Genomic DNA, 22,510 nt, shown 5'->3' with positions numbered 1-22,510 from the left:
CGGCACCCCCAGCGCGCCGGCCAGATGCACGGCGGAATTCGACGTACTGACCACGCAATCCAGCGCCGCGATCTGTGCCGCCTGGTCTTCAAGCGAGCGCAAAGGATCGACCTCGTCGTCGTCATGCAGCACAAGGCCATGCGTCTCACGCAAGGCCGCGATCTCGGCGGCGTTATTGCCATACTGGAGATTGATGAAGCAGCAGCCCGGCTGCCGCAGCAGCGGGGCGAAATCGTCGAGCGCCAGCGACTTGTAAGGCCCCTGCGCCGCGTTGCTGCTGCGCCAGGCAATGCCGACCAGTTTGTTGCCGCGCGCCAATTCGGCATATTTGGCGCGGAAGTGGCGTACCCTTGCCGGGTCTGCGGCAAGGTAGCGGCTGCGCACCGGAAACGCCGCGCGGTCTGGGCGCAGCAGCGCACCGAGATCGCCAGCCGCTATCTGGCGCGTGATGCCTTCGCTGCGCGGGGCAAATCCAGGGTGGCGCGCGGCCACATCGATGCCCGGCAGCGACCGTGAAAACAGCGGCGCCAGGCGCGGATCGGTGAGCAGCAGCGGCCGCACCTCGCGCACCAGCAACCCACTTACCATGCCGGCAAACATGATCTCGTCGCCGATGCCCTGCTCACCCCAGATCAGCAGGCGGCCCTGCGGCGCGGTCTCCGCCGGCTGCCAGGCTGGCAGGCCGTAGCTGAAATCGGCAGCGATGCGCGGTGTCACCCGGTGACGCCAGGCAAAGCCGCGCCAGCCCGCGGCATAATTGCCGAGCGAGAGATCGAGCAGGCCGAGCATGTAGTGGATGCGGGCGTTATCCGGCTCCAGCGCCAGGGCACGATCGAAGAAATGCCGCGCCGCATCGCTATCGCCGGCCTCGGCGGCAAGCTGCCCCTTGGTGCCGAGTGCAATCACCTGCTTCGGGTCGATTTTCAGCGCCAGCCGGCTGGCGGTGCCGGCTTCCTCATCGCGGCCGAGTTCGATGGCAATGGCGCTGAGCAAGGACCAGGCTTCCGCCCGCTGCGGCGACTGGCGCACCACGTCGCGCAAGGCGGCTTCGGCGGCGGGGAATTCATGCTGCATGTAATGCAGCCGCGCCTTGCCAAGCAGCAGTTCTGCCGGCTGGTCCCCGCGCTGGCGCAGCACATAGTCAAGCGTGGCAAGCGCGGCGCGCGGGCCACCCTGCTGCAGCAGACAATCGGCAAGGGTCAAAGCCAGGTCGGGATGCTCGATGGCCAGCGGCAAGGCGGGTTCGAGCAAGGCCAGAGCTTCCTGCAGCGCGCCAGCATGGCGCAACTGCACCGCCAGTTGGCGCAGGATGAGTGGATTGTCAGGCGCGATGGCGAGCGCCCGGCGCAGATGTTCGGTAGAGGCGGCAAGATTGCCGGACTGGCGCGCGCTCTTGGCTTCCAGCCACAGCTTGCCTATGGCTGCGGCTTCCTCCGGCACGCCATTCATCGGGCCTTACTTCAGGCCTTCCATGATATTGCGGTTGACCGCGATCAGCGGCTCGATATCGGTGGAGCGGCCTTCGGTGATCTCGTCGGTGCGCTTGTTGACGAAAATACAGATGTTGATCAGCGACAGCTTGAGGTCGCGGTTCATCGGATTCTTCTCGTCCAGCACTTCCGGCATCAGATGGTTCCAAACATCGCGGTTCCAGCCGATAGCATAGGCGACGCGGGCAACATCGCCGGGATGTTTGCTCTGCATCAGCTGGCGCACATCCATCAGCGCACGCGTCACCGACGAGAACAGCCGATATTCAATCTGGCGCGGCGTCTCAAGGACGTTCTGGGCTTTGGTGTACGGATTTATTCCCGACATCGAGCAATCTCCTCTCCACTTCAATCAGCCGGCGGGCATGCTTCAGGAGGCGGAAAAAGTCCTGTTGCGCCAAGGCCGCACCGATACTCGCGATCAAGGCATTGGTACTCGGGGCGGCATTAACGAAGTCCAAACAAAGCTGCTTGATCTGGGGATAAAATTCTTCGAAGCGATCTTCCCACAAATATGTGAGCTGGCATAGATAGTAGATTTTCTTGGCTGGGGTGACTGCGTCTTCCAGGCGCATGATATGCTTTTCGCGCAGGAAGGAAGCCTTGTTTTCGATCACGATGCTGGCTGACTTGGACAGACTCAGCACTGCCCGATTCAGGATGAACTTCTCGCCTGCTTTAAGCGTGATGATGAGCGGCACGGACAACCTCCGGGCGCCATGAAGGCCCCCGGTCCTCTTTCTGCATGGACGTTATTGGCTGGACGCTAGACGATTGTCCGCGCTTATGGAAGCTCCCTGCGCGGTTTACCTCCCCACCGTCACATTATGGCAAAAAGAAAAGGGGCCTTGCGGCCCCTTTTCCGCCGGCTGCTGCCGGCAATCGGTTTAGCTTGACCGCTATTAGCGGAACAGGCTGAGCAGGGTGTTCGGCTGCTGGTTGGCGATCGAGAGCGCCTGGACGCCGAGCTGCTGACGAACCTGCAGGGACTGCAGGGCAGCGGATTCGGCGGCGACGTCCGCGTCCACCAGGGCGCCGAGGCCCTTCTTGGTCGCGTCCACCAGGTCGTTCACGAAGCTGCGCTGCAGCGACAGCGAACGGCTCTGCGCGGCAACCTGCGCGGAGATCGAGTTCACCAGGCCTTCGAAGGTGTTCAGGCTGGCGAGCGAGGTCGAGTACTGCGAGGCGTCGGTGAAGTCAGTGATCACCTGGCCGAGGTCGGTCGCGCCGTTCAGCGTGTTGTTGCCGGTCTGCAGCGTCAAGGTGGTGCCGGACACGTCGGCCACGAAGGTCACCGTGGCGGTGGTGTTCAGCAGGTTCTTGCCGTTGTAGGTGGCCTGATTCACGAAGTTGGTGATCTGGCTCAGGATCTGGTTGGCGTCGTTCTGGTAGGTGGTGCGCTGCTCAGCGGTCAGCGAGCCGTCCGCCAGGTTGGCGAACTTGGCCTTGAGGTCACCCACGAGGTTCGAGATGCCGGTCAGAGCGGCGCCAGTCACCTGGCCGAGGCCTTCACCGGCAGCCAGCGAGGACTGCACCGAGGCGTAGGCCTTAACGTTGCCACGAATACCCTGGGCAACGGCGAAAACGGCGGCATCATCCTGCGCGTCCGCAACGCGGAAGCCGGTCTGGATGCGCTTGGAGGTCTTGTCGAGGTCGGCGTTGGTCGAGCGCAGCGAGGAAAGCGCGACGAGGGCACCGATGTTGGTATTTACTGAATTGGCCATAGTAGTCACTCCTGTTCTAGGATTGAGGTCGACTCCCTTTTGGAAGTCGGAGTGAGATTAGTGGCGGGGAACACACCCGTCAAGCGATTTTTTAACAGTTTGGTTAACGTCTCGCCCGAAATATCCCCGAAAACCGGAATTGTTTTAGAGAATCAAGCCTCTAACCCGGGTTGAGGCAACCCGCCAGGTTCGCTATTGGCGCGCGCCAATCGCACGTGACAGTTTGATGCCAGAGCCGCAGTGAGCCATACCAGCGGCTTTTCGCGTCAGATTCGGTATCGCTATCCGATACTGCCGCCCGTACAGCCGTCGGTACGGGGGCTGGTCGCGGCCAGTACCATAGCCGCCCTGCCCCGAGCGGCAGCAGTAGATCGCAGGGCAGCCCCAGCGCGCCGGCCATATGCACGGCGCTGTTGCTGATCGAGACCACGCCATCCAGAGCGCCAAGCTGCGCCGCGAAGCCATCCATGTCACGCATGGCGTCGATGCTGTCATCAATCCGCACCGGTGCACCGGCGGCGGCGATATCTGCGGCCACATCGCCATATTGCACGCTGATCCAGGTGATGCCGGGCAGCGCGAAAAGCGGCGCCAGCAGCGGCAGCGGAATGCTCTTGTGATCCGCCAGCCGCGCATTGGTGCTGCGCCAGGAAATGCCGAGCAGGCGGTCGCCGGGTTTCGCCCAGGCAGCATAGCGCTGACGCAACGTATCGCGCTGCTGCGGATCGGCGCGCAAATAGGCGCCGTCATGCCCGGCGAAATCCGCCGGCGCACGGCGCAGGATGCCGCCGAGGCTGGCGAAGGGGCATTGCAGATCGGCTGCCGCCGCCGCGCCTTCGCGCGTGGTCACGGCAACACCGAGAGCGCTGAAGGCACGGGCATAGAGCGGCACCAGACGGTCGCTGACGGCAATCGTTACACGGCCCGCACCAGCCCGCTGAATCGCCTCGCGCAGCATGGTGCCATACAGCATCTGGTCGCCGACACCCTGCTCGCCCCACAGCAGCAGATGGCGGCCCGCGAGCGGTTCGCCGCGCCACAGCGGCTTGCCCATGCCCCAGTCGCGTTCGGGATAGAGGCCACTCTGCCAGCGCGACTCATAGAGCGCCCAGCCGGGATCGAAGCGGTCGCGTCCCAGACAATAGAGGCCGTAATGCATGCGCAGTGCATGATCCTGCGGGGTGAGAGCAAGTGCCTGCGCGAAAAAGGCATCGGCTTCCGGCGCGTCATATTCTTCCCACAGCAGCATGGCGAGGTTATGCAGCGCATCGCGATGCCTCGGTGCCAGGCGCAGGGTGGCGTGGAAGGCAGCTTCCGCCTCACCCAGCCTGCGCATGTCGCGCAGCAGGTTGCCGAGGTTATAGAGCGCCTCGGGATCACCCGGATCTAGCCGGTTGGCCTCGCGATAGGCGGCCTCGGCCTCGGCATGGTCGCCCAGCGCCCGCAAGGCGTTGCCGAGATTGCCCTGGAAATTCGCGGCGCGCGGACTGGCGGCAACGGCGCGGCGGATCAGCGCCACGGCTTCGGCATGGTGTCCCTGCTGATCCTCCAGCACGCCGAGCAGATGCAATGCATCAGCCTGTTCCGGCTGCATTGCCAGCACGGCTTCATAGCCGGCCCGTGCCGCCGCGAGGTCGCCGGCCTGATGCTGCATCAATGCCGCCTGCAGCCGGACCATAACAGCATCAGCCATGGCGCAGCGCCTCGGCCACGGCCGCGACCGGTTGTTGCCACTCACCCGGCTGCTGCTGATGCCACAGCCGCACCGACTTGTACCAGCGGCTGCGCTCGGCCCCCGGCAGTTCCGGCCGCGACCAGTACCACAGCCGGCCCGGCCCGCGCGGCAGCAGCAGATCGACGCGCACGCCGAGGGCCGCGGCGAGATGCACCGTGGAACAGCTAATGGCAACGACGCCATCGAGCGCGGCAAGCTGGGCCGCATGGCCATCGAGATCGCGGAATGTGTCGATTGTAGTGTCGTTATGCAGCGGCACGCCGCTTGCGGCGATTTCCGCGGCCACATCGCCATGCTGCAGGTTCACCCAGGTAATGCCGGGCAGTGCGAAAACCGGCGCCAGATCGGCCAGCGACAGATTCTTCGACTTGGCCAGGAATGGGTTGATGCTGCGCCAGGCGACGCCAAGCAGCCGGTTGCCCGGCGCCAAGGCCTGATAGCGCTGGCGCAAAGCATCGCGCCGCGCCGGGTCGGCGCGCAGATAAGCACCATCATCATGCGTCGCGAAATCGGCTGCCGAGCGGCGCAGGATGCCCCCGAGGCTGCCGAAGGGACATTGCAGATCGGCCGCTGCCGCCGCGCCCTGGCGCTGCGTCACGGCCAGGGTGATACCAGGTAGCGATAGATCGGCGAGCGCCCGCTCGAACAGCGGCACTAGCCGGTCGGTCACGGCAATGATGACGTGGCCGCTGCCACTGCCTGCCGCATCGACGCGGCGGATCGCATCGCGCAGCATGGTGCCGTGCAGGACCTGATCGCCGATGCCCTGCTCGCCCCAGAGCAGCAGCGAGCGCCCGGCCAAGGCTTCGCCCTGCCAGCGCGGCTTGGCTCCGCCCCAATCGGGCTCCTTGAAGGCGCGGCTGCGCCAGCGGCCTTCATAAAGATCCCAGCCGCTTGCGAAATCGCCGCGCGACAGTTGGAACATGCCGAAATCCATGCGCGTTTCGTAATTCTTCGGATCGATCGCCAGGGCCTTGGCGAATTGTGCTTCGGCTTCGTCCAGTCGCCCCATGACTCCAAGGTTGAAGGCGTGATTCTTGCGCGGCACCGGATCCAGCGGCGCGGCTTCGCTGGCGCGGGCAAACCATTGCGCGGCAGTGGACACATCGCTGTCATCCTGCGCCAGCGAGCCGAGGCCATTCATCGCCTGGTAATTCTTCGGATCCAGCTTCAGCGCATAACCAAACGCCGCAGCGGCGCCATTGCTATCGCCCAGCATGCGGCTGACAAGGCCGAGATGCACCCAGCCTTCGGCGATATCGGGGCGGATCGCCAGGCCGTCGCGCAGGGCCTGCGAGGCGGCGGCGGCATCTTCCTGGCAGAGTTTCACATGGCCGAGCAGCAGCAGCACTTCGCCATGGCGCGGCGCTGCCCGCAGCAGCTTGTCGCACAACTTGGAGGCGCCGACGAAATCGCCGACTCGGATCATCTGTTTCGCCGCGGCCAGGGCCTCGGCAATCGCGCTGTGCAATTCGGTGGGCATCTCTCGACCGAATAGGCCATAACCTGTAACGAATGGTAAACCTTGAATCGCCAGGGCCGGAAAACGGGCAGGAAAAATGAATACCGCCGATCTGCACAGCCCGGAGGATTTCCGCCACGCACTCTACCGCGATTTTGGCGGCTATCTGGTCTCCATCGGCCTGCTGGCGCTGGGCAACCTGCTGCTGCTGCCGCTGATGATCACGGCCTTGTCGCCGGAAGAGATCGGGCTCTACAGCCTGGTGGAGGCTGGCGCCACGCCGGGCCTCACCTTAAGCCTGCTGGGCCTGAAATTCGCCTATCTCTACCACCATGCGCGCCAGCCCGAATCGGCCCGCCCGGCCCTGCTCGGCACCGTGCTGCTGGTGGCGCTGGCCTCCGGCATCGTCACCGGCAGCCTGCTGGCGCTGTTCTATGGCAGCGCCAAGGCGATGGCGCTGTTCGATGCCGCACCGCTCGACTCCGCCTGGCTGCTGCTGCCCTTGATGCTCAGCGGCGCGGTGCAGACCCTGCTGATCACCGAATTGCGCGCCGAGCGCCGGGTGGCGCTGGCCGGCTTCCTGGCGGTGGGCAATCTGGCGGTCTGGCTGCTCGCCAGTTGTGTCCTCGTATTATGGGCTGGTCTCGGCCTGCCCGGCCTGCTGATCGGCCAGACCTGCGGCCAGACGCTCGCGGCGCTGATCGGGCTCGCCGGCATCCGGCGCCGTCCGCTGTTTGCCTGGGATGGCGCACAGGTGCAGCCGCTGCTGCGCTATGGCATCCCGCTGATGGCCGGCCTGCTGCTGCGCTATTCGCTCGATTCCCTCAGCCGCTTTCTGCTTGCCGCCTGGGTCGGCATCGAGGCCGCCGCCGATTATCTGATCGCCGCCCGCATCGCGGTGCTGTTCGATGCCCTGCTGGCGCTGCCTTTCTTCATGGCCTGGGGCGGGCTGGTGCATCATGCGCTGCAGCGCCCGCGCGCCGCCGCGATCATCGGCCTGGTGTCCAATCTCAGCATTGCCGCCGGCGGGCTGCTTTACCTGCTGCTGGTGCTGCTGCAACCCTGGCTGTTCCTGCTCTTCACCGGCGAAAAACGGCTCGATCTGGCGCCGCTCTTCGCCGCCCTGCTGCTGAGCCAATATCTCATCCTGATCAAATCGCCCCTCGGCGCCGGCCTGCTGCGGCTGCCAGACACCACCTGGGCAGCACAGAATAACCTGCTGGCCCTGGCGCTCTATGTGCCGCTGGCCTGGCCGCTGATGCAGCTCAGCGGCGCTGGCGGCGCCGCCCTGGCCATCGCCGTGGTGAATCTGATCACCGGCCTGATCCTGTATCTCCAGGGCCGCAAGCTCTGTCCGCAACAGCCGGCGGTAGGCGCCTGGATACTGCTCGCCCTGCTGGTACTGCTGGCACCGTTCGCGCTCTGGTACGGCGGCCTGCCGCTCTGGTTGCCACTGCCCTTGCTGCTGCTCGCCGGCTGGGAGATGTGGCAATCTGGCCATGCCAGTGTAACAGGCGACGGGGTATAGTGGCGCCATGACCATCCGCAATCTCGACAAACTGTTCGCGCCGCAATCCGTTGCCGTGATCGGCGCCTCCGAGCGCCCGGCCCGCGTCGGCACCGTGCTGCTGAAAAACCTGATCGACGGTGGTTTCGCCGGGCCGATCTGGCCGGTGAATCCGAAATACCGCCTGCTCGGCGGCCTGCCCTGCTTCCCAACCATCTCAGCCCTTCCAGCCGCGCCAGACCTGGCGGTAGTGAGCGTGCCGCCGGAAGCAGTGCCGCAGGTGATCGCCGAACTGGGCGCAAAGGGCTGCAAGGCAGCCGTGGTGCTCACCGCCGGCCTTGGCAACAACAAGACACCCGATGGCCGCAGCCTGGCGCAGGCGATGCTGGATGCCGCGCGGCCGCACCTGCTGCGCGTCCTGGGGCCGAACTGCGTCGGGCAATTGATTCCCGGCATCAAGCTGAATGCCAGCTTTGCCCATACTTCCGCCGAGCCGGGCCGGCTGGCCTTCGTCAGCCAGTCCGGCGCGCTCTGCACCATGGTGCTGGACTGGGCCCGCGAGCGCGGCATCGGCTTCAGCCACTTCATCTCACTCGGCGACTCAGCCGACGTCGATTTCGGCGATGTGCTGGATTATCTCGCCAACGATGCCAATACCCGCGCCATCCTGCTCTACATCGAAAGCGTGAAACACGCGCGCAAGTTCATCTCCGCGGCCCGCGCGGCGGCGCGCACCAAGCCGATCGTGGCGGTGAAATCGGGCCGCAATGCCCGCGCCGCCCAGGCCGCCGCCTCGCATACCGGCGCGCTGGCTGGCGGCGACGACGTTTACACCGCCGCCTTGCGCCGCGCCGGCATCGTGCGTGTGGATGGCGTGGAGGAATTGTTCGACGCGGTGGAAACCCTGGCGCATATGCGCAAACTGCCCGGCGAGCGGCTGGCGATCATCACCAATGGCGGCGGTCCCGGCGTGATGGCGGTGGACAAGCTGATCGCTTATGGCGGGCGGCTGGCCGATCTCTCGCCCGAAACCCTGGCAGCGCTGGATGCCGCCCTGCCAGCCACCTGGTCGCATGGCAATCCCGTCGATGTGATCGGCGACGCCCCGGCGGAACGCTACACCGCCGCGCTCGATATCGTGCTGGCCGATCCCAATGTCGATGCGGTGCTGGCAATGTATGCGCCCACCGCCATCGTGCCGCCGATCGAGCCGGCCAAGGCGGTGGTGGCGGCAGCGGCCAAGACCGACAAGAACCTGCTGGCCTGCTGGTCCGGCGGCGAAGCGGTGCAATCGGCGCGGCGCGCTTTCGCGGCAGCGAATGTGCCCTCCTACGAAACCCCGGATGCAGCGGCGCGCGCCTTCCAGCACATGATCGACTACCGCCGCAACCAGAAGAACCTGATGGAAATTCCGGCCGAGCTGCCGGAGGATTTCATCCCCGATCATGCGGCAACCCGCGCGGTGATCACGGCGGCCTTGAGCGAAGGCCGCAGCATGCTGAACGAGATCGAGGGCAAGCGCATCCTCGCCGCCTATGGCATCCCCACGGTGCCGACCGAGAAGGCGGAGACCTCGCAGGCGGCGATGAGCGCGGCGCGGCGCCTGGGCTTCCCGGTGGCGCTGAAAATCCTGTCGCCCGACATCACGCATAAATCCGATGTCGGCGGCGTGGCGCTCAATCTCGATGATCTGGCGGAAGTGCGCGCGGCGGCCGAAGGCATGCTGGCGCGCGTGAAGCGCCTGAAGCCCGATGCGCGTATCGACGGCTTCACCATCCAGCCGATGGTGCGCCGTGCCCGCGCGCATGAACTGATCGTCGGCGCGCTCACCGATCCGATCTTCGGCCCGGCGATCATGTTCGGCCAGGGCGGCGTCGGCGTCGAGGTGATCGGCGACCGTGCCATCGCGCTGCCGCCACTGAACATGCATCTGGCCAACGACCTGATCGAGCGCACCAAGGTCAGCCGGCTGCTGTCGGGATACCGCGACTTCCCCGTTGTCGACCGCGCCGAACTGGCGCAATTGCTGGTGCGGGTGGCGCAGCTCGTTTCCGATCATGCCGAGATCAAGGAACTCGACATCAACCCGCTCTATGCCGACGACCAGGGCCTGGTGGCGCTGGATGCCCGCATGGTGGTGAGCCCGAGCAGCCTGCATGGTCCGGACCATCTGGCGATCCGGCCTTATCCGACGGCGCTGGAGGAAACCATCGAATTGCGCGATGGCAGCCGCGTGCTGCTGCGCCCGATCCGGCCCGAGGACGAACCGGCGCACCAGGATTTCCTCGCCCGCGTCTCGCCGGAGGATTTCCGCCTGCGCTTCTTTTCGCCGATGCGCCGCCTGCCGCACCGCGAGCTGGCGCGCTTCACCCAGATCGACTACGAGCGCGAAATGGCCTTCATCGCCACACGACCGGTTTCTGGCGGTAATGGCAGTGAAACGCTGGGCGTGGTGCGCGCCATCACCGACCCGGACAATATCCGCGCCGAATTCGCCGTGCTGGTGCGCAGCGACATGAAGGGCTTAGGCCTGGGCGATGCCTTGATGCGCAAGATCATCGCCTATTGCCGCCAGCGCGGCACGGCCGAGATCATCGGCGACATCCTGCGCGAGAACCAGGCGATGCGTACCCTGGCCGCCGAACTCGGGTTCCAGACCCTGCCGGTGATGGGCAGCGACGCCATCGAGGTGCGGCTGCCATTGCATCCCAAGCCGGCCGATGGCCAACGGGCGGTGGATGGGAAAATATCCTGAACCGATGCTGTTGCCGGGGGGCCTGGGCGGCCCTATCTTGGGTCCCATGGACATGCCCCGTTCCGCCCCCGTGACGCCATGATCGATCCGTTTGGCCGCAGCATCAGCTACCTGCGCGTCTCGGTCACCGACCGCTGCGACTTCCGCTGCGTCTATTGCATGGCGGAAGACATGACCTTCCTGCCCAAGGCCGAGGTGCTGAGCCTCGAGGAACTCGACCGGCTCTGCACCGCCTTCATCCGCAATGGCGTGCGCAAGCTGCGCCTGACCGGCGGCGAGCCGCTGGTCAGGCGCGGCATCATGACCCTGATCGACAGCCTGGGGCAGAAGCTGGGCCATGGGCTTGATGAATTGACGCTGACCACCAATGGCAGCCAGCTTGAGAAATATGCCGAAGGCCTCTACCGCGCCGGCATGCGCCGCATCAACGTGTCGCTCGACAGCCTCGATCCGGTGAAATTCACCGAGCTGACCCGCTGGGGCAAGCTGGAGAAGGTGATGGCCGGGTTGCAGGCGGCCAAGGCCGCCGGCCTGGCGGTGAAGATCAATGCCGTGGCCCTGCGCGGCGTCAACGACATGGAATTCGACCACCTGATCCGGTGGTGCGGCGAGGAAGGCTTCGATCTTGTGCTGATCGAGGTGATGCCGATGGGCGATATCGGCGAGCAGCGCGTCGATCAATACCTGCCGCTCTCCATGGCCCGCACCCAGATCCAGAAATCCTGGACCCTGGATGAGACCGATTACCGCACCGGCGGCCCGGCGCGCTATTATACCGTGCGCGAGACCGGGCGCCGGCTGGGCTTCATCACGCCGATGACGCATAATTTCTGCGAAAGCTGCAACCGCGTGCGTCTGACCTGCACCGGCATGCTCTATATGTGCTTAGGGCAGGACGATTCCGCCGATCTGCGCAGCGCGCTGCGCTCCTCGGAAAGCGACGAACGGCTCGACCGCGCCATCCTGGATGCCATCGCGCGCAAGCCCAAGGGCCATGATTTCGTCATCGACCGCCGCCGCCCGGCGGTTTCCGTGCCGCGCCACATGAGCGTGACCGGGGGCTGAACGCCCTGCGCCATAGTCATGCCCAACTTCATCGTCATGCCCGGGCTTGACCCGGGCATCTCCCGACAACATTCCATGAGACCCTCGGGTCAAGCCCGAGGGTGACGACGTATTTGATAGTGACACCCTATCGAATATCGATCTGATGCGCGAACGTATCGCCATCCGAGATGGTAAGCTGCTCGAAGCCAAGCATGCGCGCGAGATCGAGGAAAGTGAACAGGTCCTCCACCGCGAAATCGCGCAGCAACTGGCTGGTGCGCGACACGGCGGTAAGCTGCGCCAGCAGCGCGCGCGCCTGATAGAGGCCGCGGAAGCCGGTATCGCCGATCGACACGATGATCATCTTCTCGGCATCCTCCCCCTTGGCGAAGATGGCGAAGTTCGGCGGATAGGGCCGGCTCATCTGCTGCTGCGTCAGGCCGGTGACGAAGGCCAGCCGGGTTTCCCGCGTCGCCTGCTGCAACACCTGGCCGCGCGCCTTGTAGACTTCGGTGGAGGTCAGCGGCGGGTAGTAATAGCCGGCATGGCGGCTATCCTCGTTGTTTAGCGTCGGCGCGCTGGCCTTGGCCTCATTGGCCTTGGTCTGCGCCACGGCCGTGCCGGCACCAACCAGCAACAGTGCCGCCAAAGCCCCCAGTATCCGCTTCACCCTGCCCCCAAGCATACGCCCGCTCCTGTATCGATCCCCTGGCGGGGCTGGCTTGCCCCAAGCCTATGGTTATACTGCCTTTGCCGGCGGTTGCGAGCCGGTGATTTGACCTCAATCGCCGGATACCCCATGACCCAGTTGCACCGGATCGCCTTCGTGGCCGCCAAGGGCGGACCCGCCGAGGCAGCGCGCGAACGCCTGATCGCGCGCTATGGCGGGGTGAAGCCGGACGAAGCCGAGGTCATCGTGGCGCTTGGCGGCGATGGCTTCATGCTGCAGACCCTGCACCGCTACATGACCCGGAAACTGCCGATCTACGGCATGAACCAGGGCACCATCGGCTTCCTGATGAACGAGTATGACGAGGACGATCTGCCCGCCCGCGTTGCCTCGGCGAAGGCGGCGACGCTGCATCCGCTGCGCATGAAGGTGCAGTCGGAATCCGGCGGCGAGCGCGAAGCGCTGGCGATCAATGAAGTGTCGCTGCTGCGCCAGACCCGCCAGGCGGCCAAGCTGCGCATCACCGTGGACGGCCGCGTGCGCGTCGATGAACTGGTCTGCGATGGCGCCCTGCTCTCCACGCCGGCCGGCTCGACGGCCTATAATCTTTCCGCCCATGGCCCGATCCTGCCGCTTTCCGCTGGCGTGCTGGCGCTGACGCCGATCAGTGCCTTCCGCCCGCGCCGCTGGCGCGGCGCCCTGCTGCCGCGCACCGCCCAGGTGAAGTTCGAAGTGCTGGATAATTTCAAGCGCCCGGTCAGCGCCACCGCCGATGCCTTCGAGGTGCGCGACGTGGTGGAAGTGGAAATCGCCGAGGCGCGCGACATCGCGCTGCAACTGCTGTTCGATCCCGGCCACGACCTCGAGGAACGCATCCTCGCCGAGCAGTTCGCGCCGTAACACGTTCACACCCTAGTCATCATCATGCCCGCGCCCCCTCGGGTCTGTGCGCCCACGAACGCCGTCAGGCGTTCGCGCGCTTACAGGGCATCCCATTATTGTCAGACAGAATGGATTGTCAGATGAAATGGGACCCTCGCTTTCGCGAGGGTGACGGCCTTATTAGTTAGCTCCCAAAAACAAAAAAACGCCGCGGGATCGCTCCCGCGGCGTCTTCGGTACAGCGCGTGGCTGCTTAGTCCTTGACCACGCCGTTGGCCAGCGTGAACTGGTCGGCGCGCGCCTTGTAGGTCAGGCCCTTGCGGGTGGCCCAGGGCGTCACTTCGATATGCAGCGGGATCAGGGCGTAATCGTCCATGGCGATCTTGGAGCCCTTCTGCAGCAGCTCCTCGCGCTTCTTGTCGTCCACGGTCGAGAGCGCCTCTTCCAGCACGGCGTCCAGCGCCGGGTTGGAATAGCGGCCCTTGTTGGTGGTGCCCATGCCCTTTTCACGGTTCGGCGTGGCGACCAGCGCGCGCAGCGGATCGGACATTTCGCCGGTGCCCGCGCCCCAGCCCGCGAGATAGGCCGAATACTTGAACTCGTCGCGGTTCTTGAAGAACACGTTGCGGGTCACGGCATCGACCTTGGTCTTGACGCCGATGCGGGTCCATTGCGAGGCCACCGCCTGCGCCACTTCGGCATCGTTGATGTAGCGGTCATTCGGCGTGCCGAGCGTGATCGAGAAGCCGTTCGGATAACCGGCATCGGCGAGCAGCTTCTTGGCGGCATCGGCGTTATACGGATCCAGCTTGGCATCCTTGCGGGTGCCATACATCGGATACGGGATGAAGTCGGCGGTCGGCTGGCCGAGGCCTTCCATGATGCGGCTGGCGATGGCATCGCGGTTGATCGCCTGCGACAGCGCCTGACGCACGCGGCGGTCCTTCAGCGGGTTCTTGCCCGCCGGCACGTCGGAGACAGTCACCGGCGCATCGGTGAAGGTGTCGAGATGGATATAGATCAGACGGTTCGACACCGCCTGGCTGATCTTCACATTCGGATTCTCGCGCAGCTTCTTCATATCGGCCGGCGGCGGATTCTCCACCATGTCGACATCGCCCGCCAGCAGGGCGGCAACGCGCGCGGCGTCATTCGACATCGGGCGGAAGGTCACCTTCTCCCAGCGCGGCTTTTCGCCCCAGTAATCCTTGTTGCCGGCCAGCACCAGGCGATTGCCGCGCACCCATTCGACGAACTTGTACGGACCGGTGCCGATCAGGCCCTCGCCCTTGGAGAGGGCTTCCGTGGTCATGCCTTCCGCCACATCGGCCTTCGCGGCCTTGGACGACATGATGTAGACGCGGCTCATGTCGGTCGGCAGCAGCGGATAGGCCGCCTTGGTGGAGAGATGCAGGGTGAACTCGTCCACCACCTTGATCTCGGTGATCGGGCGCGTGTAGATCGACAGCGACGACGGGCTGTTCGGCACCTTCGGCGGGCGATTCAGCGAGAACACCACATCGGCGGCGGTGAAGGGCGAACCGTCATGGAACTTCACGCCCTTGCGCAGCTTGAATTCCCAGGTCGTCTCGCTGACCGGCTTCCAGCTCTCGGCCAGGCCCGGCACCAGCTTCTGGTTCTCGTCCTGGAAGGTCAGGGTGTCGAACAGATGCTGCGCGATCTGATGGTTCGGCGTCAGGTTGTGGTAATGCGGGTCGAGCGCGCTCGGCTCGGCCGACAGGCCGATCTTCAGTTCCTGCGCCTGGGCCTGGGCCGGCAGCACGGAAAGCGCCATGCCGAGGCCGAAAACGGCCGTGCTGGCGAGCAAATGGAAAGACCTGCGGGTCGGGTGGCGTCGCATCGTTACAACCTCCTGTCAGGGCGCGTTTATGCGCCAGTTACTAGAAGATTGCCCCAGCCCCGCTGGTGAATACAAGAGCCCAGACCGGCCCCGGTAAATGAATCAGGCCCCTACCCCGGTACCGATGGGACAGGACACGCCGGTGCCGCCGAGGCCGCAATAGCCGCCCGGATTCTTGCCCAGATACTGCTGGTGATAATCCTCGGCATAGTAAAAGCGCGGCGCCTCCAGGATCTCGGTGGTGATGCGGCCACGCCGGGCGGCGCTCAGCGCACCCTGGTAGGCTTTCGCTGAAGCTTCCGCCGCGCGGCGCTGCTCGGGCGTGGTGACATAGATGCCGGAGCGGTATTGCGTGCCGACATCATTGCCCTGGCGCATGCCTTGAGTCGGGTCATGGCTTTCCCAGAAGGTCTTGAGCAGGGTATCGAAGCTGACCAGCTTGGGATCATAGACCACCAGCACCACTTCATTATGCCCGGTCAGGCCGCTGCACACCTCTTCATAGGTCGGGTTCGGGGTGTAGCCGGCGGCATAGCCGACCGCCGTGGAGTAGACGCCAGGCAATTGCCAGAATTTGCGCTCGGCGCCCCAGAAACAGCCAAGCCCGAAGATCACCTGTTCCAGGCCCTCAGGGAACGGTGCCTGCAGCGGCCGGCCATTGATGAAGTGCTTCCCTGGCACCGGCATGGCTTCCGCCCGCCCCTTCAGGGCACGGGCCGGCTCGGGCATCGCAGTCTTGTGGCGCGGGGTCATGAAGAACATGGCGGGCCTCCTGGGGCGTTGCTGTGCCAATGTGGCCCTTGGCCGGCCAGGGTCAAGCACCCTTTGCGCTCACATGCCAGTTACACACTGGCCAGTTACATACTGGAAGTAGTCTTTTCCACAGCCCGAGCCCTGGTCAGGGTCCGCTGCCGGGGTTAGGGTGCATACAAACGACCCTCCGTTCGTTCTACCCCCTCGCCCGCTCCCGTTCCGACGCTTACCCCCGCCCGAGAAATGTCCCTGCTCGCCCCGCTGTTCGGCCAAGGCAACCGCCGTGGCGTCATGTCGATGATCCTCGGCATGATGCTGTTCGTCGCCAACGACACGCTGATCAAGCTGGCCGGCGAGCATACCTCACTCGGGCAGGTGCTGCTGGTGCGCGGCATTGTCGCCAATGTGCTGATCCTGCTGCTGGCCTGGAGCAACGGCCTGCTGCCGCAGCTCGGCCTGGTGCTGCAGAAGATCGTGATCGGCCGCGGCATCCTCGACCTGCTGGCCTCCGTGCTTTACCTCGCCGCCCTGTTCCACATGCCAATCGCCAATATCAGCGCCATCGGCATGACCTCGCCGCTGGCGCTGACCGCCGTGGCGGCAATCGTGCTGCGCGAAAGCGTCGGCTGGCGGCGCTGGACGGCGGTAGTCTGCGGCTTTGGTGGCGTGCTGCTGATCGTGCAGCCGAGTGCCGAGGGCTTCAATGGCTGGTCGCTGGTGGCGCTGGGTTCGGTGGTGTTCATCGTCGCGCGCGACATGATCACCCGCCAGGTCAGCCTCGGCATCCCCTCCCTGATCGTCACCCTGGGCACTTCGGTGCTGGTGATGCTGGGCGGCGGCATCATGACGGTGGCGGAAGGCTGGCAGCCGATGAACCTGCATAGCGTGGCCTTGCTCTGCTGCGCCGCCTGTTTCCTGATCGGCGGCTACCAGATGGTGATCGACGCCATGCGGCATGGCGACCTGTCGCTGGTTTCGCCGTTCCGCTATGTGGCGCTGATCTTCTCGCTGCTGTTCGGCTACCTGATCTGGGGTGACTGGCCCAACATGCTGGCCTGGATCGGCATCGTGGTGGTGGTCGGCTCCGGCCTCTACGTGCTGCACCGGGAACGTGTCCGCCGCCTGGAACAGCGCCAGAAGCTGCGTTAATTCCGGCGGTTTTCCGCCACACCCGGGAGCGTCGCGGTTCCTGGCGGGGTTTCCCCTGATCAGGCTGGATATGACAGCCGTTTTGCAATACCTTCCGCCCGCACCCGGAGGGACCCGGGCAGTTTCACTTTATCTTCGGAGGAAATCATGGCGTTGGTGTCGATGCGGCAGCTTTTGGATCACGCGGCCGAGCACGGCTACGGTCTGCCGGCTTTCAACGTCAACAACATGGAACAGGTCCGCGCCATCATGGAAGCGGCCAACGAGACCAACAGCCCGGTGATCCTGCAGGGCTCGGCCGGTGCGCGCAAATATGCCGGCGAGCATTTCCTGCGCCATCTGGTGGTCGCCGCCGTCGAAGCCTATCCGCATATCCCGGTGGTGATGCACCAGGACCATGGCGCCTCGCCGGCGATCTGCATCGCCGCGATCCGCTCGGGCTTCTCCTCGGTGATGATGGACGGCTCGCTCAAGGAAGACGCCAAGACGCCGTCGGATTACGAATACAACGTCGCCGTGACCAAGAAGGTGACCGACCTGGCGCATAGCATCGGCGTCACCGTGGAAGGCGAACTCGGCTGCCTTGGCTCGCTCGAGACCATGCGCGGCGACAAGGAAGACGGCCATGGCGCCGAAGGTACCATGACCCGCGAGATGCTGCTGACCGATCCGACCGAAGCGGCGAATTTCGTCGCCGAGACCCAGTGCGACGCGCTCGCCATCGCCATCGGCACCTCGCATGGCGCCTACAAATTCTCGCGCCAGCCGACCGGCGACATCCTCGCCATCGACCGCATCAAGGAAATCAACAAGCGCATCCCGAACACCCATCTGGTGATGCACGGCTCCTCCTCGGTGCCGCAGGAATTGCTGGCCGAGATCCGCCAGTATGGCGGCGAGCTGAAGGAAACCTACGGCGTGCCGGTGAGCGAGATTCAGGAAGCCATCAAGTATGGCGTGCGCAAGGTGAATATCGACACCGATATCCGCCTCGCCATGACCGCCGCGATCCGTAAGCACCTCGCCACCAAGAAGAGCGAGTTCGACCCGCGCAAGTATCTCGCCGACGCCCAGAAGGCGGCGACCGAAGTGTGCAAGGCGCGCTACATCTCGTTCGGCTGCGCCGGCATGGCCGGCAAGATCACCCCGGTCGATCTGGAAGAGATGTCGCGCCGCTACGCCACCGGCAAGCTGAAGCAGACCGTGAACTGATTTCCGCCGCCTCGGGCGCGGAACCGAAAAGCCGGGGGCAACCCCGGCTTTTTTTGTCGCTGCCCTCGCATTCTTTGTCGCTGATTGCTGGCTTTTTGTCCCCTGGCAGCGGCCAAGGTCGCTTGACAAGGCGGCGCCGGACTCTTATGTCTGCCGCCGCGCCTGAGGCTGCCTATGGCGGGGTAGCTCAGTGGTAGAGCAAAGGACTCATAAGCCTTGGGTCGGCGGTTCAATCCCGCCCCCCGCTACCAGCCTCAGGCGCCGATTTCCCCTGAAAATCCAGAATGCTCAAGCAGTCAGCTTTATGCCGCCTGCGCCGCCGCCTCGCGCGCGATCCAGCCGCCGCCGAGCAGGCGGTCGCCGTCATACATCACGCCGGCCTGGCCCGGTGCCACGCCGTATTCCGGCTGATCGAGCAGCAACAGCGCCTCGCCGGGCGCCTGGCCGGGATGGACCATTGCCGCCACTGCCGGCTGCGCCGAGCGCAGTTTCACCTGCACGGCGCGGCCCTGTTCGCTGAGCGGCTCGGCGGCCAGCCAGTTGAGGCCGGTAAGCCGCACGCGGCTTTGCGCCAGGGCCGGCTTCGGGCCGACGATGACGCGGCGCTGGCCGGCCTCGATCCGCACCACATAAAGCGGCTCGTGATGCGCGATGCCGATCCCCTTGCGCTGGCCGACGGTGAAATGGATCACGCCCTGGTGGCGACCGAGAATGCTGCCATCGACATGCACGATATCGCCGGGCTCGGCGGCGGCCGGGCGCAGCCGCGTCACCACGCTGGCATAGTCGCCTTCCGGCACGAAGCAGATATCCTGGCTGTCCGGCTTCTCGGCCACCAAGAGGCCGAGATCGGCGGCAATGGCGCGCACGGCGGGCTTTTCCATGTCGCCGAGCGGAAAGCGCAGGTAATCGAGCTGTTCGCGCGTCGTCGTGTAGAGGAAATAGCTCTGGTCGCGGCGCGGATCACGGCCCCGGTGCATTTCCGCGCCATCCGCCCCCAGCACGCGGCGGACATAATGCCCGGTGGCCAGGCAATCGGCATCGAGGTCGCGGGCGGCGGCCAGCAGGTCGCGGAACTTGACCGTCTGGTTGCAACGGATGCAGGGGATCGGGGTTTCGCCGCGCATATAGGAATCGGCGAAATCGTCGATCACGCTCTGGCGGAAGCGGCTTTCGTAATCCAGCACGTAATGCGGCATGTCGAGCCGGGCGGCGACCGTGCGGGCATCGTGGATATCCTGGCCCGCGCAGCAGGCGCCCTTGCGGCGGATCGCCTCGCCATGGTCGTAAAGCTGCAGCGTGATGCCGACCACGTCATAGCCCTGGCGCTTCAGCAGCCCGGCCACCACCGAACTGTCGACACCACCGGACATGGCCACAACCACGCGGGTCTGGCCTTCGGGCTTGGCGAAACCGAGGGAATTCATGGGGGCGCACTATAGGGTGGCCCGCCCCCGAGGCAAGCGCAGATCGTTAATCCGGGTACAAAAGAGGGTAAAAAGCGCTTGCGGGCCGTCCGCCGATGTGTATAGTCCGCCGCCTACATAGCTCCTTGCTGGGGTTCCGCATGGAATTCCGGCTAGGTCCGACCCGCCAGCGCATGGGGCGCCCGGCACCGGACCGCTAACAGCCAGAAGGAGAGCTGCACGATGGCGTTCTACGAGAACGTTTTCATCGCGCGCCAGGATATCTCGACCGCTCAGGTCGAGGCAATGGCGGCGCAATTCACCGATATCATCAAGGGCCAGGGCGGCGAAGTCACCAAGACTGAGAATTGGGGCCTGCGCAACCTGACCTACCGCATCAAGAAGAACAAGAAGGGCCACTACGTCCTTCTGAACATCACCGCCGAGGGCGGCGCTGTGGCCGAGTTGGAGCGCAACATGCGCATCAACGAAGACATCCTGCGCTACATGACCGTGCGCGTGGAAGCTTTGGAGGAAGGCCCCTCCGTGATGCTGCAGAACAAGAACCGCGAAGATCGTCCGCGCCGCGAAGGCGACCGCTTCGATCGTGGCGACCGTTTCGATCGTGGTGACCGCGGCGACCGTGGTGATCGTGGCGACCGTCGTCCGCGCGACCGTGAAGACTCCACCGGGGAGACTGAATAATGGCTTTCCAGCAGCGTGGTTCCTCGCAGGGTGGTGAGCGTCGTGGCGGCGCCGGCGGTGCCGGTGGCGCGGCTGGTGGTGCTGGCGGCGCGCGCCGTCCGTTCTTCCGCCGTCGCAAGACCTGCCCGTTCTCCGGCGCCAATGCCCCGAAGATCGACTACAAGGATGTGAAGCTGCTGTCGCGCTTCATCTCCGAGCGCGGCAAGATCGTGCCGTCGCGCATCACCGCAGTTTCGGCCAAGAAGCAGCGCGAGCTGGCGACCGCCATCAAGCGCGCGCGCAACCTGGCTCTGCTGCCCTTCGTCATCAAGTGATGTGAGTAAGGCCGGGCGGCACCTTTTCTGGTTCCGCCCGGTTGGTATGGCGTCGCGATGACTCGCAGTCTCGTCTTCGGCCTGCTTGCCGGCATAGCCAGCGCCCTGCTGGTGATGACTGCCGCCGCTGGTCCGCTGGGATTGATGCTCGGGTATCTGGCCCCGCTGCCGCTGTTCTTTGCCGGCCTCACCAAGGGCGTCGGTGCAGCAGGGTGGGCGGTGGCTGCCGGCACATTGGTGTCGGGCTTCAATGGCCTGCAGGCCGCAGTGGTGTTCGCGCTGCTGTTCGGTCTGCCGGCGCTCTGGCTGGTGCGGCAGGCCTTGCTTGCCCGCCCGGCAGAGGAAGCGGATAGCGGCGCCAATGTGGTTGATGGCCTCGACTGGTATCCGGTCGGCGGCCTGATTATGCGGTTGGCAGGTTGGGCTGGGCTTCTGTTTGCCCTTGCCCTGCTTGCCACGGCGGGCCGCGAAGGCGGCTTGCCGGGCGTGCTGCAGCCGGTGCTGGCGCAGTTCTTCTCGGTGATGCAGCCCGAAGGCGGGCAGCAGACGGCGAAGGACCTGGCGGCAACGGCCTCACGGTTGATGCCGGCGGTGGTGGCCATGAGCTGGCTGACCATGCTGACCATCAACGGCACCCTGGCCCAGGGGCTGGCGGTGCTGGTGAAGCAGAATGCCCGGCCGACGCCGCAATACGCCGCGTTGACCTTGCCGCGCTTCCTTGCCATAGCACTGGCGGGCGCGGTCGGGCTGGCGCTGCTGCTGCCGCAGGAGACGCGTTTCATCGCTGCCACGGCGGCGGCGATCCTCGCCTTCCCCTATTTTTTGCAGGGGCTGGCGGTGGTGCATGCGCTGGCCGGCAGGGCGCCAGCGACGGGTTTGATTTTGGCGGCGTTCTACGCTGCCTTGGTGGTGGCCAGCGCACTGGTTGGAATACTGGTGGTGGGCCTGGGATTGATCGAGGAATGGGCGGGTTTCCGCCGGCGTGGCGCCGGGGCAGGAACCAGCCGGGAGAGTGACTGATGGACGTGATCCTTTTGCAGCGGGTCGAGAAGCTCGGCCAGATGGGCGATGTGGTGAAGGTGAAGGACGGCTTTGCCCGTAACTTCCTGCTGCCGCGCAAGAAGGCGCTGCGCGCCACTGCCGCCAACAAGGCCCAGTTCGAGAAGCAGCGCGCCCAGCTCGAGGCGCAGAACCTCGCGCAGCGCGGCGAAGCCGAGAAGGTTGCCGAGAAGATGACCGGCCTGTCGGTCACCATCCTGCGCCAGGCTGGCGACAGCGGCCAGCTCTACGGCTCGGTCAGCGCCCGCGACATCGCCGAAGCCGCCACCGAGGCCGGCTTCACCATCAGCCGCGGTCAGGTGGTGCTCACCACCCCGATCAAGGCCATCGGCATCTCGGAAGTGCAGGTCACCCTGCATCCGGAAGTCAGCGTCTCGGTCAAGGTGAACGTCGCCCGCTCGGCGTCCGAAGCCGAAGCCCAGGCCGGCACCGGCGAGGCTTTCTTCGAGCAGCCGGAAGCCGAGGAAGCCGAAGAGACCGAGGAAGCCGAAGCCTAAGCTTCGACAACCGCGCGTCGGCGCTCAAGATCAGCCCGCCGGAACTTTTCCGGCGGGTTTTTCTTTGCCTCAATCTCCTCGAGATGCCCGGGGCAAGTCCGGGCATGGCGATGAAAATTACAGCATCGTCATCCTCGGCCTCCGAGCCGAGGATCTTAGGCAAGCAAGCGCACGCTGTTGTTGTAGCTGTGGATAAGCATCCGCAAAGCATTGATATTCGAGGGCGGTTTATCCACCGGAATATTTGGTGTGAATGAAAACACGCCAGCATGGCGCCCGCTT

The 22,510-nt window shown here is 65.1% G+C and carries 19 protein-coding genes, 1 tRNA gene and 1 pseudogene; 11 read left to right on the top strand and 10 right to left on the bottom strand.

Going from position 1 to position 22,510, the window contains the following annotated elements; all coding sequences use genetic code 11:
• Positions 1-759: 759 nt before the first annotated feature.
• From V6B08_RS21935 to V6B08_RS11520, 6 genes and pseudogenes are all read right to left on the bottom strand, one after another.
• Positions 760-1,449 (bottom strand): annotated as a pseudogene (locus tag V6B08_RS21935) (tetratricopeptide repeat protein); the annotation flags it as partial.
• 6 nt (positions 1,450-1,455) lie between these two features.
• Positions 1,456-1,818 carry a flagellar biosynthesis regulator FlaF gene (gene flaF, locus V6B08_RS11540; protein ID WP_341980801.1) on the bottom strand — a complete coding sequence of 121 codons (363 nt, stop codon included), beginning with the start codon at positions 1,816-1,818 and terminating at the stop codon, positions 1,456-1,458.
• On the bottom strand, positions 1,775-2,191 hold the full coding sequence (locus V6B08_RS11535) for a flagellar biosynthesis repressor FlbT (RefSeq protein WP_341980799.1): 417 nt from the start codon (positions 2,189-2,191) through the stop codon (positions 1,775-1,777). The genes flaF and V6B08_RS11535 overlap by 44 nt, the downstream gene beginning before the upstream one ends.
• 201 nt (positions 2,192-2,392) lie before the next feature.
• Entirely contained in the window at positions 2,393-3,214 is an 822-nt protein-coding gene (locus tag V6B08_RS11530; protein ID WP_341981638.1) for a flagellin, read from the bottom strand.
• Between the two features lie 160 nt (positions 3,215-3,374).
• Positions 3,375-4,907: a tetratricopeptide repeat protein gene (locus V6B08_RS11525; protein ID WP_341980797.1), complete on the bottom strand. Its 1,533-nt coding sequence runs from the start codon at positions 4,905-4,907 to the stop codon at positions 3,375-3,377.
• The gene (locus V6B08_RS11520) at positions 4,900-6,432 is read right to left on the bottom strand and encodes a tetratricopeptide repeat protein (protein WP_341980795.1); all 1,533 of its coding nucleotides are present in this window, start codon (positions 6,430-6,432) and stop codon (positions 4,900-4,902) included. The genes V6B08_RS11525 and V6B08_RS11520 overlap by 8 nt, the downstream gene beginning before the upstream one ends.
• Positions 6,433-6,508: 76 nt before the next feature.
• Between V6B08_RS11520 and V6B08_RS11515 the strand changes: the two genes are divergently transcribed.
• The 3 genes from V6B08_RS11515 (at position 6,509) to moaA (ending at position 11,738) form a co-directional block, all read left to right on the top strand.
• Positions 6,509-7,939, top strand: a complete 1,431-nt coding sequence (locus V6B08_RS11515; protein WP_341980793.1) for a lipopolysaccharide biosynthesis protein — start codon at positions 6,509-6,511, stop codon at positions 7,937-7,939.
• Positions 7,940-7,946: 7 nt separating this feature from the next.
• Complete coding sequence (locus V6B08_RS11510) at positions 7,947-10,673, top strand: bifunctional acetate--CoA ligase family protein/GNAT family N-acetyltransferase (RefSeq protein WP_341980791.1); 2,727 nt, start codon at positions 7,947-7,949, stop codon at positions 10,671-10,673.
• Between the two features lie 78 nt (positions 10,674-10,751).
• Positions 10,752-11,738 carry a GTP 3',8-cyclase MoaA gene (gene moaA / locus V6B08_RS11505; RefSeq protein WP_341980789.1) on the top strand — a complete coding sequence of 329 codons (987 nt, stop codon included), beginning with the start codon at positions 10,752-10,754 and terminating at the stop codon, positions 11,736-11,738.
• A gap of 127 nt (positions 11,739-11,865) precedes the next feature.
• On the opposite strand, the gene V6B08_RS11500 is transcribed toward moaA, so the two are convergent.
• Positions 11,866-12,405: a molybdopterin-guanine dinucleotide biosynthesis protein A gene (locus V6B08_RS11500; RefSeq protein WP_341980787.1), complete on the bottom strand. Its 540-nt coding sequence runs from the start codon at positions 12,403-12,405 to the stop codon at positions 11,866-11,868.
• 114 nt (positions 12,406-12,519) lie between these two features.
• Between V6B08_RS11500 and V6B08_RS11495 the strand changes: the two genes are divergently transcribed.
• Positions 12,520-13,290, top strand: a complete 771-nt coding sequence (locus tag V6B08_RS11495; RefSeq protein WP_341980785.1) for an NAD kinase — start codon at positions 12,520-12,522, stop codon at positions 13,288-13,290.
• Positions 13,291-13,525: 235 nt separating this feature from the next.
• On the opposite strand, the gene V6B08_RS11490 is transcribed toward V6B08_RS11495, so the two are convergent.
• Both V6B08_RS11490 and msrA read right to left on the bottom strand, forming a co-directional pair.
• Positions 13,526-15,133: an ABC transporter substrate-binding protein gene (locus V6B08_RS11490; protein ID WP_341980783.1), complete on the bottom strand. Its 1,608-nt coding sequence runs from the start codon at positions 15,131-15,133 to the stop codon at positions 13,526-13,528.
• A 102-nt stretch (positions 15,134-15,235) separates the two neighbouring features.
• The gene (msrA, locus tag V6B08_RS11485; RefSeq protein ID WP_341980780.1) at positions 15,236-15,895 is read right to left on the bottom strand and encodes a peptide-methionine (S)-S-oxide reductase MsrA; all 660 of its coding nucleotides are present in this window, start codon (positions 15,893-15,895) and stop codon (positions 15,236-15,238) included.
• Positions 15,896-16,129: 234 nt separating this feature from the next.
• On the opposite strand from msrA, the gene V6B08_RS11480 reads away from it, so the two are divergent.
• The 3 genes from V6B08_RS11480 to V6B08_RS11470 all read left to right on the top strand — a co-directional run bounded on the left by V6B08_RS11480 (position 16,130) and on the right by V6B08_RS11470 (position 18,498).
• Positions 16,130-17,035, top strand: coding sequence for a DMT family transporter (locus tag V6B08_RS11480; protein ID WP_341980778.1), 906 nt, complete (start codon positions 16,130-16,132; stop codon positions 17,033-17,035).
• Positions 17,036-17,182: 147 nt separating this feature from the next.
• Positions 17,183-18,247 carry a class II fructose-bisphosphate aldolase gene (gene fba, locus V6B08_RS11475; RefSeq protein ID WP_341980776.1) on the top strand — a complete coding sequence of 355 codons (1,065 nt, stop codon included), beginning with the start codon at positions 17,183-17,185 and terminating at the stop codon, positions 18,245-18,247.
• Positions 18,248-18,423: 176 nt separating this feature from the next.
• Positions 18,424-18,498, top strand: a tRNA-Met gene (locus V6B08_RS11470).
• Positions 18,499-18,549: 51 nt separating this feature from the next.
• Here V6B08_RS11470 and mnmA read toward each other — a convergent pair.
• Positions 18,550-19,674, bottom strand: a complete 1,125-nt coding sequence (gene mnmA, locus V6B08_RS11465; RefSeq protein ID WP_341980773.1) for a tRNA 2-thiouridine(34) synthase MnmA — start codon at positions 19,672-19,674, stop codon at positions 18,550-18,552.
• A gap of 222 nt (positions 19,675-19,896) precedes the next feature.
• Here mnmA and rpsF point away from each other — a divergent pair, with 222 nt between their 5' ends.
• From rpsF to rplI, 4 genes are read left to right on the top strand one after another with little or no spacing between them, the layout of a single operon-like run.
• Positions 19,897-20,358, top strand: a complete 462-nt coding sequence (rpsF, locus tag V6B08_RS11460; RefSeq protein ID WP_341980771.1) for a 30S ribosomal protein S6 — start codon at positions 19,897-19,899, stop codon at positions 20,356-20,358.
• Positions 20,358-20,672 carry a 30S ribosomal protein S18 gene (gene rpsR, locus V6B08_RS11455; protein ID WP_341980769.1) on the top strand — a complete coding sequence of 105 codons (315 nt, stop codon included), beginning with the start codon at positions 20,358-20,360 and terminating at the stop codon, positions 20,670-20,672. Before rpsF ends, rpsR begins: the two co-directional genes overlap by 1 nt.
• A gap of 57 nt (positions 20,673-20,729) precedes the next feature.
• Positions 20,730-21,692: a DUF2232 domain-containing protein gene (locus V6B08_RS11450; protein ID WP_341980767.1), complete on the top strand. Its 963-nt coding sequence runs from the start codon at positions 20,730-20,732 to the stop codon at positions 21,690-21,692.
• Positions 21,692-22,228 (top strand): 50S ribosomal protein L9, encoded by a 537-nt coding sequence (gene rplI / locus V6B08_RS11445; RefSeq protein ID WP_341980765.1) that lies wholly within the window; start codon positions 21,692-21,694, stop codon positions 22,226-22,228. Before V6B08_RS11450 ends, rplI begins: the two co-directional genes overlap by 1 nt.
• The last annotated feature ends 282 nt before the right edge of the window (positions 22,229-22,510 follow it).

This window comes from Ferrovibrio sp. MS7, from assembly GCF_038404985.1.
In the GTDB taxonomy this organism is placed as follows: domain Bacteria; phylum Pseudomonadota; class Alphaproteobacteria; order Ferrovibrionales; family Ferrovibrionaceae; genus Ferrovibrio; species Ferrovibrio plantarum.
The sequence above is the reverse complement of the archived record's forward strand: the minus strand, read 5'-3'. Positions and strand labels throughout refer to the sequence as shown.

Coding starts and splice junctions, on each gene's coding strand:
- V6B08_RS11490 (WP_341980783.1), bottom strand. CDS start 15,133: ATGCGACGCCACCCGACCCGCAGGTCTTTCCATTTGCTCGCCAGCACG.
- fba (WP_341980776.1), top strand. CDS start 17,183: ATGGCGTTGGTGTCGATGCGGCAGCTTTTGGATCACGCGGCCGAGCAC.
- mnmA (WP_341980773.1), bottom strand. CDS start 19,674: ATGAATTCCCTCGGTTTCGCCAAGCCCGAAGGCCAGACCCGCGTGGTT.
- flaF (WP_341980801.1), bottom strand. CDS start 1,818: ATGTCGGGAATAAATCCGTACACCAAAGCCCAGAACGTCCTTGAGACG.
- V6B08_RS11510 (WP_341980791.1), top strand. CDS start 7,947: ATGACCATCCGCAATCTCGACAAACTGTTCGCGCCGCAATCCGTTGCC.
- V6B08_RS11480 (WP_341980778.1), top strand. CDS start 16,130: ATGTCCCTGCTCGCCCCGCTGTTCGGCCAAGGCAACCGCCGTGGCGTC.
- rplI (WP_341980765.1), top strand. CDS start 21,692: ATGGACGTGATCCTTTTGCAGCGGGTCGAGAAGCTCGGCCAGATGGGC.
- V6B08_RS11515 (WP_341980793.1), top strand. CDS start 6,509: ATGAATACCGCCGATCTGCACAGCCCGGAGGATTTCCGCCACGCACTC.
- rpsR (WP_341980769.1), top strand. CDS start 20,358: ATGGCTTTCCAGCAGCGTGGTTCCTCGCAGGGTGGTGAGCGTCGTGGC.
- V6B08_RS11450 (WP_341980767.1), top strand. CDS start 20,730: ATGACTCGCAGTCTCGTCTTCGGCCTGCTTGCCGGCATAGCCAGCGCC.
- moaA (WP_341980789.1), top strand. CDS start 10,752: ATGATCGATCCGTTTGGCCGCAGCATCAGCTACCTGCGCGTCTCGGTC.
- rpsF (WP_341980771.1), top strand. CDS start 19,897: ATGGCGTTCTACGAGAACGTTTTCATCGCGCGCCAGGATATCTCGACC.
- V6B08_RS11530 (WP_341981638.1), bottom strand. CDS start 3,214: ATGGCCAATTCAGTAAATACCAACATCGGTGCCCTCGTCGCGCTTTCC.
- V6B08_RS11520 (WP_341980795.1), bottom strand. CDS start 6,432: ATGCCCACCGAATTGCACAGCGCGATTGCCGAGGCCCTGGCCGCGGCG.
- msrA (WP_341980780.1), bottom strand. CDS start 15,895: ATGTTCTTCATGACCCCGCGCCACAAGACTGCGATGCCCGAGCCGGCC.
- V6B08_RS11495 (WP_341980785.1), top strand. CDS start 12,520: ATGACCCAGTTGCACCGGATCGCCTTCGTGGCCGCCAAGGGCGGACCC.
- V6B08_RS11500 (WP_341980787.1), bottom strand. CDS start 12,405: ATGCTTGGGGGCAGGGTGAAGCGGATACTGGGGGCTTTGGCGGCACTG.
- V6B08_RS11525 (WP_341980797.1), bottom strand. CDS start 4,907: ATGGCTGATGCTGTTATGGTCCGGCTGCAGGCGGCATTGATGCAGCAT.